Source organism: Leptolyngbya sp. FACHB-8, assembly GCF_014695575.1.
Lineage (GTDB): Bacteria > Cyanobacteriota > Cyanobacteriia > Elainellales > Elainellaceae > Vacuolonema.
The window spans coordinates 80,655-95,766 of record NZ_JACJOO010000064.1; the positions used below are offsets into that span (position 1 = coordinate 80,655).

Below are 15,112 nucleotides of genomic sequence, written 5' to 3' on the forward strand. Positions count from 1 at the left end.
CGTAAGTCCTGAAAAGGACTTTTATTTCTGAACCTGCGTTGCCACTGAAACATTCGTGACAGCTGGATCCGTTTTGAGGCTATTCAAAGCCCGCTGCCGCCCTTCGATCGCAGCCGTCAAATCAGGCTTAAGCTGGAGCGCCTTATCGTAGGAGGAAAGTGCTGCATCGTACTTTTGCAACAGTTCCAACACCCGCCCGCGATCGTGCCAGGCCCAAGAATTATCGGGCTGAATTCGCAGCACCCGGTTGTAACAGACGAGCGCCTCGGCAGGCTTGTTGACCATCTCCAGAACGGCTCCTAACTTGAACCAGGCCAAATGGTCATCGGGTTGCAGTTTGACTACCTGGCTGTAGGATGCGATGGCTGCCTGGTATTGCTTCAGATTTTCCATGGCCATGCCGCGCATGAGCCAGGCTAAAGGGTCTTGGGGGTTGGCTCGGATAGCCGCTTCGCAAGAGGCGATCGCCTCTTCATAATGCTGCAATCCATACAATTGATCCACCTGCTTCAGCTGGCTGAGCAAGCGTTTGCGGCTCTGGATTGCCAGCTTAAAGTCGGGCTTGAGTTGAACGGCACGAGCGTAAGAAGAAGCAGCATCTTCATAACGCTGGGCCGCTTCCATAGCACGGCCTCGGTCATGCCAGGCCCAGTAGTTATCGGGCTGAAGTTCAATGACTTTGTCGTAGGAAGCGATCGCCTCATCCGCATACTCTAGATGCTCTAGCGCACGACCCCGCTTGAACCAGGCCAGATAGTCTTCAGGTTGCAGTTTGAGCACCTGATCGTAGGATTCTACTGCTTCGCCATACTGTTTCAGGTTGTCGAGAGCGATACCTCGCTTAAACCAAGCCAGATATTCATCGGGCTTAATTTGGAGCACCTTGTCGTAGCATTCTACTGAAGCCCGGTAGCGCTGTTGCTGAAACAGGTCATCCCCTCGCTCCATCCAAGCTAAGTGCTCTTCTAAGCTGTGGTGACGTACTGAAGGTAGGATAACAACTTCGTGGGTGGGAGCAGGGGATAGGCGTTGCAGAGCCTGAAGAGCATCGGCCGCTGTCTGATAACGCTGACGAAAATCGTAGCGGATCATTGTGTCGATGACTTCTGCCAATTCAACACTGACATCAACGCGATCGCGCCAAATGATTTCTCCAGTGCGGGGGTCTTCCGGAAGCTGACTGGGTTTACAGCGAGCCAGAGCTTGAATCCCTACAATACCCACGGCATAGACGTCGCTACTAAAGCGAGGCTTACCAGCAATTTGCTCATTGGGCATGTACCCGTTGGAACCGATGGCAATGGTAAAGCTGGTTTGTTGATTCAGGGTCTCAGACATCTGATGAACCCCAATTTGCTTCACGGCTCCAAAGTCGATCAGCACCACGCGCTGGTCACTGCGGCGTCGGATCAAGTTGGAGGGTTTGATGTCGCGGTGGATAACTTGTTGCTGATGGACAAATTCCAGAGTTTGCAGGATGTCTTGAAGCAGGTTGATGACATAGGATTCATCCTCCCCCTTGGCCGCTTTTAGCTCTTTGCTAATCAGCGTGCCTTCAATATATTCCTGTACGAGGTAAAACTCCTCGTTCTCTTCAAAGTGAGCATACAGACGTGGAATTTGGCTATGGCTTCCCAGACTGTAGAGTACCTGGGCTTCCCGATCAAATAACCGCCGCGCCGCTTGTAGAGACTCCGGATCGGTAACACGAGGTTTGAGTAGCTTGACCACACATAGGGGCTTACCGGGTAGGTGCTGATCGGCAGCCAGATAGGTTTGGCTAAACCCTCCCCCCCCTAAGTGACGAACAATTTGATAACGGCCCCCGATGGTTTTTCCCAACATACCTAAGCGAGGCTCCCGATGTTGTGTTTTGACGTGTGACGAATCAGGGGTCGGCTTCTCCTCACTGGGTCTTGAGGAGGTAGATGCCCATTGTTTTGCGGATATTACTTCTGCAGTAGACATATCTAGCATTCCCACAAAACTCCCTGATTCGATCGCACTTCAAGATTCATGACGTTGTTGAGCCGTTGGCTAAGCCCGGCAGAAGCCAGTTTTACGGGTAAGATGCAGTTATAGGCCTGGCTCTCTCCAGTATTTCCTATAAATTAATGAGTACGGCTAAAGACAGTTTCAAGATTGAATCAAGTTTTAGCTTAGCTTTGTTACTTTTCAACCGTGTAAACCGATCCGAACCGTAATTTCACGGGGACACTCTGCTGTAAATTCCTGGGCGCTTCTAAGACTTTGCAGTTTTTACGGAGGCGGATATCCCTGAGGCCACCTGGTTTTTCATTGAAGATACTGAGAGAAAATCCGTATCGCTAAGAGCTGATGCAAAAAGTTAATTGGGAGGGCGCGGTGCATACGCACTACACCTTCCCAAAATCGGGTTTTCGTTTTTCGAATAGGTTCTTAAAATAAACCACGTTTAAATTTCTGATACGTTTAAGCAACCTGAGTTCGGATTAAGAGAGTTTTCAAGTGCCACACGTTGTGTGGCACTTGAAAACTCTTATCTTGGCCTGCGCTTCGTGCACACCAAGATGGGAGTTCAGTCTATCCTCGCACAGAGCTACTTGGAAAGATCAACGCTACTACTTAGCCCTACAACTCAAGACAAACATTAAACTCCTCCAGAACCGATTTATAGACGGATCTCATGCGAAATAAACCCCGCTTTTTTGAGGAAAGTTCAACTACGCCGAACTTTCCTCAGAAAAGCGGGGTTTATTAAATTCAGGCTCCGACAGTAGTGATATAACTGTCCGGATGTTTTGGAGAACCCAAGTGAGATATGTTTATCCCGTTTTTTAAAGAGCATTCGCGAATTCGGTAGAAGCACTATATCTTGCAGAAGGAGAAAAAATTCTTTTGAAAATAATGTTGTAGAAAGTTGAAACGAGCAATAACTTCCATTGTCGATTTAAAACATTGGAACCAATTCCTTAAAATATCGATCTGAATGCATAGCATAGACAGAAAATCAACATCTCCAGAAAAAATGTACAAAGTTTCAGTTGTTGCATCCATGGCAACTTTATGGATTGGAATATTCTAAAATCCATTCGGAAACTTCAGGTTGTGGGCTAAAGTCTTAACTGAAAGTTGTACGACAGCCAAATTTTTGGATCAGGGTAAGATTCAGGGGTTTAAATAGTGGGCTGTGGCTTTGGGTGTGGGGTTAAGGAAAGGACATGACCAATTCACCAAATGGGGAACAACCCCCAGAGCAGGAACACGTCCCAGCAGGACGACGAAGCCGGAGACGCCGACTTTGGCGGCGGGTAGGCTTGGGCATTGGCGCAACCCTGCTACTTGGAGGAGCCGGGGGAGGGCTATGGCTCTATCTTTTCGTAACCCGAGATTTGGCTCCTACGGTGGCAAAGCAACTTGCCAATTTGGTGAACCGCCCTGTAGAAATTGAAGATGTTGAATCCTTCTCACTGACAGGTGTCACCTTTGGGGCTTCCACCTTACCCGCCACAGACACCGATCTCGATCAGATCGATATCAATCAGATTGTTGCCACCTATGATCTATGGGAGATTCTCTGGACTCGGCGTGTGGGTCTGGACGTTACCCTGGTCAATCCGCGCGGCGTCATCGATCAGACACCCGATGGAAAGTGGATTGTTACCAAATTTGGCCGTACGGAGGAGGAAGAGGAAGACGAGAAAGCCGGGCCCTTTAAAGTCGAGTTGGATAACCTCAAGGTACGTAATGGGGAGTTGACATTACTTCCCTCCCCAACCGTACAACAGGAGATTGGTAAACCCAATGTGGGTAAAAGCCTTGGGGCCAGGCCGGAAGTTAACTTTTCCGACGTGAATGGAGATTTGTCCTTACAGGACGACAATAACGTACTGACATTTGACGTACGGATGACTCCTCGCACAGGGGGACGGGCCCGGTTGTCAGGCCGGTTACTGTTGGAGGAGGAGCTATATTCCTTTACTTTGCGAAGCCGGAACCTGGCAGCCGCTGATGTCAGCTCGTTAATTGCGATTCCTGTCACTCTGGATGCTGGGTTACTGACGACCAATTTAACGGTGTTGGTAGAGGAGAATACGCTGCGATCGCTCGATGGATTCGTCCGTGTGCGTCAGGGTAGAGCGGTCGTGCAGGATGTACCGCAACCCATTCAGAATGTGCAGGCGAATGCACGGTTTCGGGGGCAGCGAATCGTTATTCAGAACAGCACGTTTGAGTACGGTGAGATTCCGGTTGCCCTGCGGGGAGATATTCACTTAGAGAGGGGCTATGACCTCGTCGCAGAAGCGAAGAACGTTCCTTTCGGAACCATCCAGCGTACGGTAGGGTTTGATGTACCCATTCCGATTGCAGGCAATTTTGATGTAGCCGCGACCCTGGGGGGCGACATTGACGACCCCGATGTTGCTGGGCGGGTACAGACCAACGGTCCAGCTCGGGTGGATCGGGTCACATTAAACTCAGCCAGTACCACTTTTGCCCTCGACGTTGACGAAGACGGCAGTATTCTGAACTTGCCCGAGGTGCGCGCCAATGTTGCAACGGGAGGAAGCCTGCAGGGTGGTGGCTCTGTCACCCTGGGCGATGCAGGGCAGATTGCACTGAACTTTGCAGTACGGAACGTAGCCAGTGATGCGATCGCCCAGTCCTACGGAGCCAACCTTCCCAATCGGCTACGCCTGGGCATCACCGATGCGGATGTTCGAGTATCAGGTCCCCTGCAACGGGTACAAACCCAAATTCAGGCACGCTCGCGCGGAGGTACTTACCCACTCCAGGGTGAGGTGTTAATTGCGGGAGGAAATATCGGCTTCCGCAATGTTCGAGCGCAAGTGGCGGGGGGCACCGTAACGGGAACAGGGGCGATCGCCAATAACCGCCTGGAAGCGGCTGTCCGGGTCAACAATGTTTCTTTAAGCGAGTTTTCGCCCCAAGTACAAGGGGTGCTGAATACAGATTTACGGGTTGCCGGGAACCTGCGTGACCTGGGCCCCGGTAGTGTGCGAGCCGAGGGGAATGTGCGCCTAACCCAGGGAGTTCCCTATCTGCAAGGCCCTCTGAATGCGTCATTTGCCTGGTTGGGCGATCGCCTGCAAATCAACCAGGCCACCGCCCCCGGCTTTTCCGCCAGCGGTACTGTGTTTACTAGCCTTAGTGGTTCACCCCAAATCTCTCGCTTGGATGTAGGGCTACAGCTTCGAGACTATAACCTGACTCAACTACAAGCCTTTCTGCCCGATCAGGTGCAATTGGCAGGGCGAGGCACATTTGACGGGCGAGTCACAGGTACCCCGCAATCCCCCAGTGTGGAGGGTCGTCTACAGACCCGTGACCTGGTGGTCAATCGTCTGGCATTTGATTCGGTGCTGAGCGGACCGATCGCCTTTACCCGAAATCGAGGCGGACGCATTGACTTAGTAGGAGCCCAGGACCGAATTTTTGCCGAACTCAACAGCCGCAACCGACCGACCGAATTTTTAATTCGCCGTGGAGAAACCGTAGCTCAGGGAACCACAGAGGGCGATCGCTTGCAAGCCCAGGTCGTTAACTTCCCGGTGGCATTTCTCAACTTGCCCCCTGTCGCAACGTTGGGAACACCTCGAGGTACTCTGACGGCGGGCAACTTTACAGTGAATTTGAATACCCTGGCAGCCAGTGGAGATATTCAAGTCGCTGACCCGGCGGTGGGATATGTGAGTGGCGATCGCCTCAGCACACGATTCCGTTATGAAGAGGGCGTCCTGGCTCTACAGAATGGCGAGTTACTGCTAGGGGACAGCCGTTTTCTGGTGGGAGGAAGTGTTGAGACGCGGGGCGATCGCACAGTCCGAGTGCAGGTAGCTGCTGATCAGGGCTATGTGCAGGATGTATTAACAGCGTTGCAATGGTATGAGTTTGGAGACATTGGTCGGGGGTTTGGGGCACCCAATTTTGCAGCAGCTGAAGATGTCACAACCGTTGCCGTGGGAAACCCCGAAGACTCGTTGCTGAATCAACTCCGTCGTCTAGCCGAAATTCAGGCTCTTGAAGACATTGAGGAGCAGGAAGCCGCCCAGGGCATCCAGCTACCAGACCTGCGGGATTTATCCGGGGTGTTTACGGGAGTTGTATCGGTGAACGGCTCTCTCGCGGAAGGCCTAAACACCGAGTTCGATGTAAACGGTGTCGATTGGGTTTGGGGAGAATACCAGGCGGATCAGGTGATTGCCCAGGGTAGCTTTAGTGATGGAGCCGTCACACTGCTTCCCTTGCGGGTGCAGGCCAACGAGGACGCCTACATCGATATTTCTGGCCAGTTCGGCGGCGAAAGCCAGGATGGACAAATACAAATCTCCAACATCCCAGCAGAAGGGGTACGCGATCTACTGAATGTGCCGGTAGATGTGACAGGAGACTTAGACGCCAACGTATTAATTGGGGGGAGCCTCGATAACCCCCTGGCTCGGGGTACCATTCTGCTCGATCGTGGCACCTTCAACCAGAAAGCATTGGACCGGGCTCGTACCAGCTTCAGCTATACCGATGCACGCCTTAGTTTTATTGGCGAGGCTGCCATTCCCGATACCAATCCCCTCCGGGTCGAGGGAAGTATTCCTTATCAACTCCCCTTCATGGCTGTGGAGCCAGCGTCTGACAATATCACCTTAAATGCTCGGGTTGAGGATGATGGCCTGGAACTCCTCAGCTTGTTTACCAATCAAGTGCAGTGGGAAGGCGGGGAGGGAGTCGTTGACCTGAATGTGACAGGCACTTTATATGAGCCCCAGATCGTAGGAACTGCCACCTTCACGAATGGGATTGTTTCTGCCCTTGCTCTACCTGAGCCTTTGACCAATGTAAATGGCAATGTCACCTTTGATCGCCGGTTGATTCGGGTGAATGGCTTGCAGGGGCAATTCGAACAGGGGTTTGTGACAGCCCAGGGGTTATGGCCGATCTTCAATGAGTATGACTTACCAGAGTCGACCGAACTCGAAGCAAGCAACCCATTAGCTGTAACCCTCAGCGATGTAGTGCTGAACTTTAAAGGGCTGTACCGGGGAGGCGTCGACGGTCAGGTTGAGTTGTTGGGAACTGCGTTTGCTCCCATTGTGACTGGCGATATTGAGCTGTCCAGTGGGCAGGTCGAACTGGCCAGTAATCGGGGCGGAGGTGCCGCTGCTCCCACCCAGGAACCCTACCAGAGTGGCCCGACTCGACCTCCACGACTGGAGGATTTGAAGATTACTCTGGGCGATCGCCTTCGCATTACCCAGAACCCGATCCTCAATTTTGTGGCGCGGGGTGATCTGCTGATTGATGGCCCTATTGGCAATCTTCGGCCCGAAGGTACGATTCGGTTACGCAGCGGGCAGGTGAACTTGTTTACGACTCAATTTGGACTGGCAGGCGGCTATGAAAACATTGCCCGGTTCTACCCCAATCGGGGGCTCGATCCATTCTTGGATGTCCGGTTAGTAACCTCGGTACCCGAACTTCAACGCGTGCCGGCCCCCTCCACTTCGCCATTTGGTACGGCTGAAATCGCAGAAACTCTGGCAACGGACATTGGAGCTGTGGGCACAGTACGGGTTGAAGCCCGAGTCGAGGGATATGCCAGCCAACTCTCAGAAAACCTGGAGCTGAGTAGTAGCCCTGCTCGTACCCAAAGCGAGATTATTTCTTTGTTAGGAGGAAACGTGGTGGCGTCTTTGGCTGAAGGGGATGGATCGTTGGCGATCGCCAACCTCGCCAGTTCGGCCCTTCTAACCCAGCTGCAAAATCAGCTGACTCGTGCTCTAGGGATCACAGAATTCCGGCTGTACCCAACAATTTTGCCGGAGGATGAAACGGCGAGAGGTTCTTCTACCGGCACGTTGGAGCTTGCATCCGAATTGGGGGTGGATATTACAGGGCAATTCTCGGCATCGGTCCTGGCTATTCTTACGGCAGATGCACCCGTACAGTTCAACCTGCGCTATCGTCTCACGGATCAACTGCTGCTGCGCGGTTACGTCGATACAGAGGGAGGACAGGGAGCTATTCTGGAGTTCGAAACGCGTTTCTAAAGTCTGCTTTAAAGGTTGTTTTTTCGTGCGCTTTACGCACGAAAAAACAACAATAAAAAAAGGGCTCTAGTTAACCAAACGTGGAACCATTCCAGCCCCAGAGATAACCTTTTGCGTCTGCAAATTCAATATAAATACGATTGGTAGGTACCCCAATCGCAGAGCTGACTTGATTGCAAAAGTCCTGGCTCATGGCTTGCGTTTGGTCGGCACTAAAAGAACCCACACTTTTCACTTCTACGTAGCAGACCGGATCAGTCGTGCCGCCAAATGTCATAGGAACATTGCTTTCAAAAGCCGTCATGACATAGGATTCGGGCTTTCGGGTATGTTTGGCAAGGCTACCTGACAGTTGTTTGAGCAGCGTTTCGATGCTGGCAGCATCGGGGGTAGGGATGGAGGTTTGAACTTTAATCAGCGGCATAGACAGTTTAGGTATCGCTCATATTCTTACGGCATGGGCATTTGTGTAGCCCACACACGATTGAAGCGGATAGAACAATTGGGACTAACAGCATTTTCGAGGGCGGCCTATAGACTGCCCTCGAAAACGCCTACTTTTGCTGATCTTGACCTGCTGTTATCCACCGTAATTCCAGCCGGTGGTCTCCAACCGTAGCGGGTTGCCTTCACGATGCACACCCGCCGCAACCACTTCACCGACAAAAACGGTGTGATCGCCCTGTTCGACAGAACCAATAACACGGCATTCCACGTAACCAAGGGTGTCAGTAATGATGGGACAACCTGTTTCGCCCAGGTAAAATTCCACGTCCTCAAATTTATTGCCAACCCGACGCATGGGTTTAAAGAATTTTTGAGCCAGTTCTTTTTGCCCATCCTCCAGGACACTAAGGGCAAACACATTGCTGGCTTTAATCATGCTGTGAGAAATGGAAGAGGTGTTGACGCAGTTGACTACCAGGGGCGGTGTAAAGGAGCCTTGCATGACCCAGCTCGCCGTAAAACCATTGACCTCCTCCCCATCTGTGACACCACAAATATAGAGACCGTGGGGAATCTTGCGGAGAATCGTCTTTTTCGCCTGTTCGTCCAGCACAGTTGTGACTCCGGTTACACAGTACAGGGTTAGTGTATCCGGTTTGGTTATGGCTGAGTCGCTAGATCTGCACCATGCCAGAATAGTTTGTCAGTAGTTCATCCCGGGTCAGGCTATCACTCGGATCTTGGGGCGACCAGAGGACTTCGTAGATCAGCAGGGATTCTGGCGAGATGGAACCCAGGCGCTTGAGGGCCGTACGGAGATCATCTGAGTTATAGATAGGCCCCGAGATGAGTGGGCGATCGTCCGTACTGCCAACCAACAGGGTCACGACGATGTAGGACGCCGGGTCTTCCTCTCGGTGAAGGCGATCGCGTCGTTGAACCCGCCCACCGACATTCACCAGTGACTCCACATCAAACTTACTGCGTTCTTCCAGAGACAACTGCTCAAAGAGCTGGGATGCATGAGCTCGACTATCAACGCTTTGGGATTGGGACAGGACATGCGTCCAGTTTTCGGGCGATCGCAACAGCACCAAAACCGTTTCCCGCAGAGCTTGAACCAACCCCTCCTTGGTATTCAAATTCCCCTGCTCCGCAATTTGGTTGAGGGTATCTTGAATGTACCGAGCTTGAGCCAGGAGGGCGACCTGAAGTTGCGTCACAGTCACCCGGTCGTTGTGCAACTCACCCGAAGCACTACCGTACCCATGGCTAGCCGGGCCTCGTCGGGATGAAGCCAGCTTCAGGTAAGTCATGATAATAGGCAACACGCCAAAGCCCAGGAAGAATAGCAGGAATATAAAATCTAACCCTGAGGAACTCGGCCCAGGAATCACCGGACCAGAACCATAACCACCACCCGGAACGGGGACAATCACCGGGCCAGATGGATAACGGCGGTAAGGACGGCCGTAGGGCTCCTCATAGGGACTGTAGTCCGAAGGGTAGTTCCAACCACTGGGCGGAGACGAGGGTCGATAATCGGAGGGCGGCAGTGTTCCGCCGCCGCCAGCAGGAGGAGCGCTATCAAAACCACCGCCTCGAGTGCGTCCGCCGGAGGTGGTGCTCAGGGCAATGTCGCCCACGCCCAAAATGCCCAGGCTGAGGAGAGCGATCGCCCCTGTTCGGATCCATCCTTTCGTTCCTGCACGCTGTAGTCTGCCCATGATGTGCGTCCTGTGCTATTGCAGTTTGCTTAAAATTGTGGCGCTCATTTATCTCACAAGCTTCTTAATTAAGCACGCCAATATGAGGGCTTCGTGCCCCACAGCACTATTAATTTGCACTGAATATGACGGCTTATTATTAACAGCCAGTGTGAAAGAAATCGAGATGGCTTACAACCGCCCTGAGAAGGAGGCCTAAAGAAGCAAAATTAATACTTTTATTCACTTTTTTGAAAAAGTTTTTTCCTGTTCCCATACAAGGGAATAGTGGTGTATCTCGAAATCTACAGCGCTTTGCGCTTGAGTCAGCCATGGTTGTTTTTGTGAGAGCCGCGCGGAGCGCGGCTCTCACAAAAACAACCATATTTTAAGTGTTTGAAAAGCGCTGTAACTAATACCAAGCGATAGAAATCAGGTACATCCCAGTTTTGTTAATATGGCGGGCTTTGCCCACCACATTAACAAAACTGGGTTTTCAATCTGCAAGAGTAGGATGTACCCTAGAAATCAACCGATGTTTAGAGATAGGGGTACGAAGCATTCCCCATCTCTAAACATCAGCAACTTCATGAGAATTGTTGATTGAATTGTTTTTTTACAGTTAATGAACCAAAGTTGATAGGAGAAACTTAGCGATTACTCTGAAAAGAGCGAGTGTTCCTCCCCCAAACGACTGACCCATGACACCCTTATCACAACTCGATTTTCAGCCTTATTTAACAGAGCAAGGCCAAATTGCTCCCGACCTGGAGGGAAAAATCGGAGTTTACGCCATTTTTGATGCCAATCAGGTGCTGCAATTTGTTGGTTATTCCCGCGATGTGGCTTTAAGCCTGCGTCAGCATCTGGTGCGCCAACCCGATCATTGCTACTGGTTGAAGGTGGAGATGTGCGATCGCCCTAACCGCACCCTCTTGGAGGAAACTCGCACAGCCTGGATTACTGAAAACGGCACCACACCTGCTGGCAATAGTACCGACACAGATGTCTGGAACCAGCCTATCGACGTCCGCCCCTGGCTTACCTCCGAGGAAGTCACCGCCTGCGCCCAAGCCGAAGAACTGGAGCGAGCCAAGCTCCTTAAAACAGCCGCCAGGCGGGCAGAAGCGGAAGTCTTGGCCCGTCTGGAAGCCAGGGGGGTTACGATCCCTTTACGATTTGACCCAAAACTCAAAGACGTAGGGCAGCTGAACCTTAAAGCATAAGCTACATAGTTCCAACTTTGGGGTAGGGGTGTTGCTTACATCGCTACCTCCAAGGTTTTGGGCTTTTACTCGGGTCTGTTTTAAAGGTTATTTACTCGTGTACAAAGCGCACGAATAAATAACCTTTAAAACAGGCCGAGCCAAGCATTGAACACTTTCTATTCAGGGCTCCCATCCGTCTTCTCAAACTCCAGGGTTGATTTAGAGAGACTTTGCTTCCGCTGCTCCCGAATTGTCTTCGCTCGCGAAACTAAATCCTGAAAGTATCCCGAATCTGTGATCTCGCTGACCTCCCGTTCCCGCTTTGCCTGATCAATCTCAATCTTGGGTTGCACCATCCCCTTCACCTTCTCCCGCATCTGCTCATAGATGGCCTGCGTATATCCACCTTCATCGGCACGGCTCAGCAACGCCACTCCAAATGCTGAACCCAGCACTGCAAAAACAGCTGGAATAAGGGGGAGCCATCCTCCCTCGATAAAGGCTACAAAACAGATCAAATACAACCCAACTAGAAGAGCCTGTTCTAAAACAATAAAGAGCCAGATGCGATGGTTGGTATAGGCGATCGCACCGCCCGCGATCGCCCATCCCAGAATCCACAAAACTTCCACCGACCACGGCCAGTACCACATCAAGGGCCGTTCTCCCAACGCCGCACTGATGAGCTGGCTGGTTCCCTGAGCATGGATTTCTACCCCTGGCATCAGGTCGCCCCCATCTCCCGCCGCACTAAACGGAGTGGCTAGTAAATCCTTCGCGACTGCTGACGTGTACCCAATCAGCACAACCTTGCCCCGAATCCAGTCGGGCTTCACCGCACCCTTTAACACGTCTGACAGGCTTACCACTCGAATAGTCTTCTCAGCGCCCTGATAATTCATCAGCACCTGATAGTCATAGGCCTGAGTGCGCCGGTAGCCCGCAGCCTGTTGCCCCAGACGGTGCAGCGTGGCCTGCCCTAACTGAATTTCACCATCCTCTCCCGCTGTCGCTTCGATCCCCTGGGAGGACAGGTAAGCCAACGCCATGGAGAAATGTAGAGAAACCATTTGGTTCTCCGGGTTCGTATCATTGCACAGGTGCTGAACCGGAAGCGGCACCTCCGATGGCCCCGGTACCGATACCAAAATGCTACGACGCACTATTCCATCTGGGTCCTTAGGGAAATCCGCAAAGGCTGTGCGCTCTGGCGGAGCACCGGGAGCCGGAGGTACTCCTGGATTGTCACCCCCACTCATCTGACAACCAGAAATAATTTGCTCGTTTTTAGCCATGACCGATGCGAGCTCTGCTCGGCCATCGCCTTGAGGAATATCACGGGCAATATCAACCCCAATCGCTAGAGGATCATTTGCCACCAGCGCCGTGAGAACATCCGCCAGGGTGCGATCGCGAATGGGGAACTCTTGCCGGGTTTGAATATCTGTTTCATCCACTCCCACCACCAGCAATCGATCATCCAAAGGAGCAACTGGGCGGCGACGCATGTAGTGATCATAGGCAGCTAATTCAGGGCCTTGTAGCCACCCCAGCCAACGGGCAGCCACCACACTTCCCGTTACCAATAAACTGGCAGACAACGTCGTCGCCACAATAGCGGGTAGGCGTGACGTCAGGGTCGATGTTTTTTCCCGAACTGCCGCCCCAAGTTGCGTAATTTTAAGTGGCATTGCTGTAGTAGATTTAGGCGAAAACTTTCTAGCGTTCCAGCTATCACGACTGTTATACCAGGGGCCAGAGGTATACAGGCTACTGCTGATGTGAATCGTCACTTGTATTCGTAAGCGATTCAGCAAAGCCCCGGTATGATGCAGTTAAGGTGAGTTAGCAATTTTCCGTTAGGACAATAAAAATTCAGCTCCTTACCAAGCCAACCCTATGGATATATTCCCCTTGAGTCGAGCTTTCTCTCTTGGATTCTGCCTGGTAACGGGAATGTTGACAGTATTCCCTAACATCGCCCTTGGGGCTACTACCACAGCTGGGCGTTCGGTGCTATCCCACCGAGAATCGTCCTTCCCCTCAACCCAAGTATCTCCTGCGGCCGCTTCTTCCAGACGCGTCGCTCAGCGTCTCAACTTCTCAGTGCGTAATGTTCGTTCTTCCCCCAGCCGCATTGGGGGGTTTGCCCGAGGGGATGCGTGTTTCTCTAACCCTCAGGATGCTCAGCGTCCGATGGCGCTTCTTCCGGTTCCAGCTAACGAAACTGGTAGCCAGGAGTTGGAAACCCAGGCCATTGGCCTGATGAACACCCTTGAAGACCGCCCGACATTTTTTGTTTACGTCCCTGCGATGGGCGTACAGAAAGGGGAATTTACTCTATGGAGCGACGATCAGACTGAGCTTTTGACCGAAAAAACCGTAACATTACCTGAGCAAGCCGGGGTGGTCGCCCTGACGCTGCCTGAGGAAATCGTTTTGGAGCCAGGAGACACCTACTACTGGACATTAGAGGTGTTGTGCAATGAAGACGATCGCTCGCGCAATGCCTTTGTGGAGGGCTTGGTACAACGGGTAACGCCCGACACCGCCCTGGTTGAGCAGCTACAACAAGCACTTCCGCGCGATCGCCCGGCTCTCTATGCCGACGCAGGCTATTGGTACGAAACCCTCTCCTCCCTGGCCCAGTTGCGCTACGAAAACCCAGCCGATACGAGCCTCCAGGCAGAGTGGGAAAACCTGCTTGACTCCGTTAACCTGGATACCGCAGCTGATGCTCCCCTGGCCCCTCCGCCCCCCTCAGAGCCTGCGCCCCAATGACATCAAAACGCCCCCAGCAAGCCGAACACAGTGAAACGGTAGAAGCCTGGTTGTTTCTGCTACCGGCCCTGGTGTTGCTGGGGGTCTTTGTGGTGTATCCCATTGGATACCTGACCTACCTCAGCTTCACCCAAGGCAGCTTCACCCGCGAAGGGGTGCACTGGGTGGGAGGCCAGAACTATCTACGGTTGGTGTTAAACCCCGATTTTTGGCAGGTTTTGGGCAACACGATTTACTTCACCCTTGCAACAGTCATTCCCAGTCTGGTCATTCCTCTGGGCCTGGCCGTGTTGCTAAACCGCTCAGTAGCTTTGCGAGATTTGTTACGAACGGCCTATTTTATTCCCTCGATCACCTCCCTGGTGGCCGTCGGGTTGGGGTTTCGCTGGCTGTTTCAGACAGATGGTCCGGTCAATAACCTGCTGGAACCCCTGGGTATCGTCCCCATTCCCTGGCTAGGCAGCACTACATGGGCTATGCCGGTGCTGATTTTGCTGAGTTTCTGGAAGCAAATCGGCTTTAATCTGGTAGTTTTTCTGGCCGGGTTACAGACGATTCCCCAAAACCGTTACGAAGCGGCAGAGTTGGATGGGGCAGGGCCCTGGCAACAGTTCTGGCACATTACCCTACCTGGCCTGCGGCCTACGCTCATTTTCGCCGCTGTCACCACAGGTATTTTCACATTGCGAAGCTTTGAGCAACCCTATGTGATGACGGGGGGTGGCCCTCTCAATTCCACCAACCTGCTCGTGTTTTACATCTACCAGGAAGCCTTTGGTCAGTTCGACTTTGGCTATGCCGCAGCGGCGGCAACAGTGCTGCTGCTGGTGGCCCTGGTGCTGGTTTACATTCAGTTGCGTGTGACACAGGACGAGGGATGAGAACCGTTTTTGGTAGTGCTGAATAGGGGATGAAATGGGATTTG

General features: G+C 52.3%; 9 protein-coding genes. 4 read left to right on the forward strand and 5 right to left on the reverse strand.

The window, feature by feature from the left end; genetic code table 11:
* Window positions 1-21: 21 nt before the first annotated feature.
* Entirely contained in the window at window positions 22-1,968 is a 1,947-nt protein-coding gene (locus H6F91_RS16380; RefSeq protein WP_199307874.1) for a serine/threonine-protein kinase, read from the reverse strand.
* A gap of 1,232 nt (window positions 1,969-3,200) precedes the next feature.
* On the opposite strand from H6F91_RS16380, the gene H6F91_RS16385 reads away from it, so the two are divergent.
* Complete coding sequence (locus H6F91_RS16385) at window positions 3,201-8,045, forward strand: translocation/assembly module TamB (RefSeq protein WP_190771884.1); 4,845 nt, start codon at window positions 3,201-3,203, stop codon at window positions 8,043-8,045.
* 70 nt (window positions 8,046-8,115) lie between these two features.
* On the opposite strand, the gene H6F91_RS16390 is transcribed toward H6F91_RS16385, so the two are convergent.
* The 3 genes from H6F91_RS16390 to H6F91_RS16400 all read right to left on the reverse strand — a co-directional run bounded on the left by H6F91_RS16390 (window position 8,116) and on the right by H6F91_RS16400 (window position 10,219).
* Window positions 8,116-8,469 carry a phenylpyruvate tautomerase MIF-related protein gene (locus tag H6F91_RS16390; protein ID WP_190771885.1) on the reverse strand — a complete coding sequence of 118 codons (354 nt, stop codon included), beginning with the start codon at window positions 8,467-8,469 and terminating at the stop codon, window positions 8,116-8,118.
* Between the two features lie 156 nt (window positions 8,470-8,625).
* The gene (locus H6F91_RS16395; RefSeq protein WP_190771886.1) at window positions 8,626-9,105 is read right to left on the reverse strand and encodes a flavin reductase; all 480 of its coding nucleotides are present in this window, start codon (window positions 9,103-9,105) and stop codon (window positions 8,626-8,628) included.
* Between the two features lie 61 nt (window positions 9,106-9,166).
* On the reverse strand, window positions 9,167-10,219 hold the full coding sequence (locus H6F91_RS16400; RefSeq protein WP_190771887.1) for a DUF1517 domain-containing protein: 1,053 nt from the start codon (window positions 10,217-10,219) through the stop codon (window positions 9,167-9,169).
* A gap of 680 nt (window positions 10,220-10,899) precedes the next feature.
* On the opposite strand from H6F91_RS16400, the gene H6F91_RS16405 reads away from it, so the two are divergent.
* Entirely contained in the window at window positions 10,900-11,424 is a 525-nt protein-coding gene (locus H6F91_RS16405) for a GIY-YIG nuclease family protein (RefSeq protein WP_190771888.1), read from the forward strand.
* Window positions 11,425-11,582: 158 nt separating this feature from the next.
* Here H6F91_RS16405 and H6F91_RS16410 read toward each other — a convergent pair whose 3' ends face one another.
* Entirely contained in the window at window positions 11,583-13,199 is a 1,617-nt protein-coding gene (locus H6F91_RS16410) for a CHASE2 domain-containing protein (RefSeq protein ID WP_206754946.1), read from the reverse strand.
* Between the two features lie 163 nt (window positions 13,200-13,362).
* On the opposite strand from H6F91_RS16410, the gene H6F91_RS16415 reads away from it, so the two are divergent.
* Window positions 13,363-14,187 (forward strand): DUF928 domain-containing protein, encoded by an 825-nt coding sequence (locus tag H6F91_RS16415; protein WP_190771890.1) that lies wholly within the window; start codon window positions 13,363-13,365, stop codon window positions 14,185-14,187.
* Window positions 14,184-15,068, forward strand: a complete 885-nt coding sequence (locus tag H6F91_RS16420) for a sugar ABC transporter permease (protein ID WP_190771891.1) — start codon at window positions 14,184-14,186, stop codon at window positions 15,066-15,068. The genes H6F91_RS16415 and H6F91_RS16420 overlap by 4 nt, the downstream gene beginning before the upstream one ends.
* Window positions 15,069-15,112: the final 44 nt, after the last annotated feature.

Bases quoted from the DNA above. Each gene is read 5' to 3' on its own strand.
- H6F91_RS16380 (WP_199307874.1), bottom strand. From the start codon at position 1,968: ATGTCTACTGCAGAAGTAATATCCGCAAAACAATGGGCATCTACCTCC.
- H6F91_RS16385 (WP_190771884.1), top strand. From the start codon at position 3,201: ATGACCAATTCACCAAATGGGGAACAACCCCCAGAGCAGGAACACGTC.
- H6F91_RS16390 (WP_190771885.1), bottom strand. From the start codon at position 8,469: ATGCCGCTGATTAAAGTTCAAACCTCCATCCCTACCCCCGATGCTGCC.
- H6F91_RS16400 (WP_190771887.1), bottom strand. From the start codon at position 10,219: ATGGGCAGACTACAGCGTGCAGGAACGAAAGGATGGATCCGAACAGGG.
- H6F91_RS16405 (WP_190771888.1), top strand. From the start codon at position 10,900: ATGACACCCTTATCACAACTCGATTTTCAGCCTTATTTAACAGAGCAA.
- H6F91_RS16415 (WP_190771890.1), top strand. From the start codon at position 13,363: ATGTTGACAGTATTCCCTAACATCGCCCTTGGGGCTACTACCACAGCT.
- H6F91_RS16420 (WP_190771891.1), top strand. From the start codon at position 14,184: ATGACATCAAAACGCCCCCAGCAAGCCGAACACAGTGAAACGGTAGAA.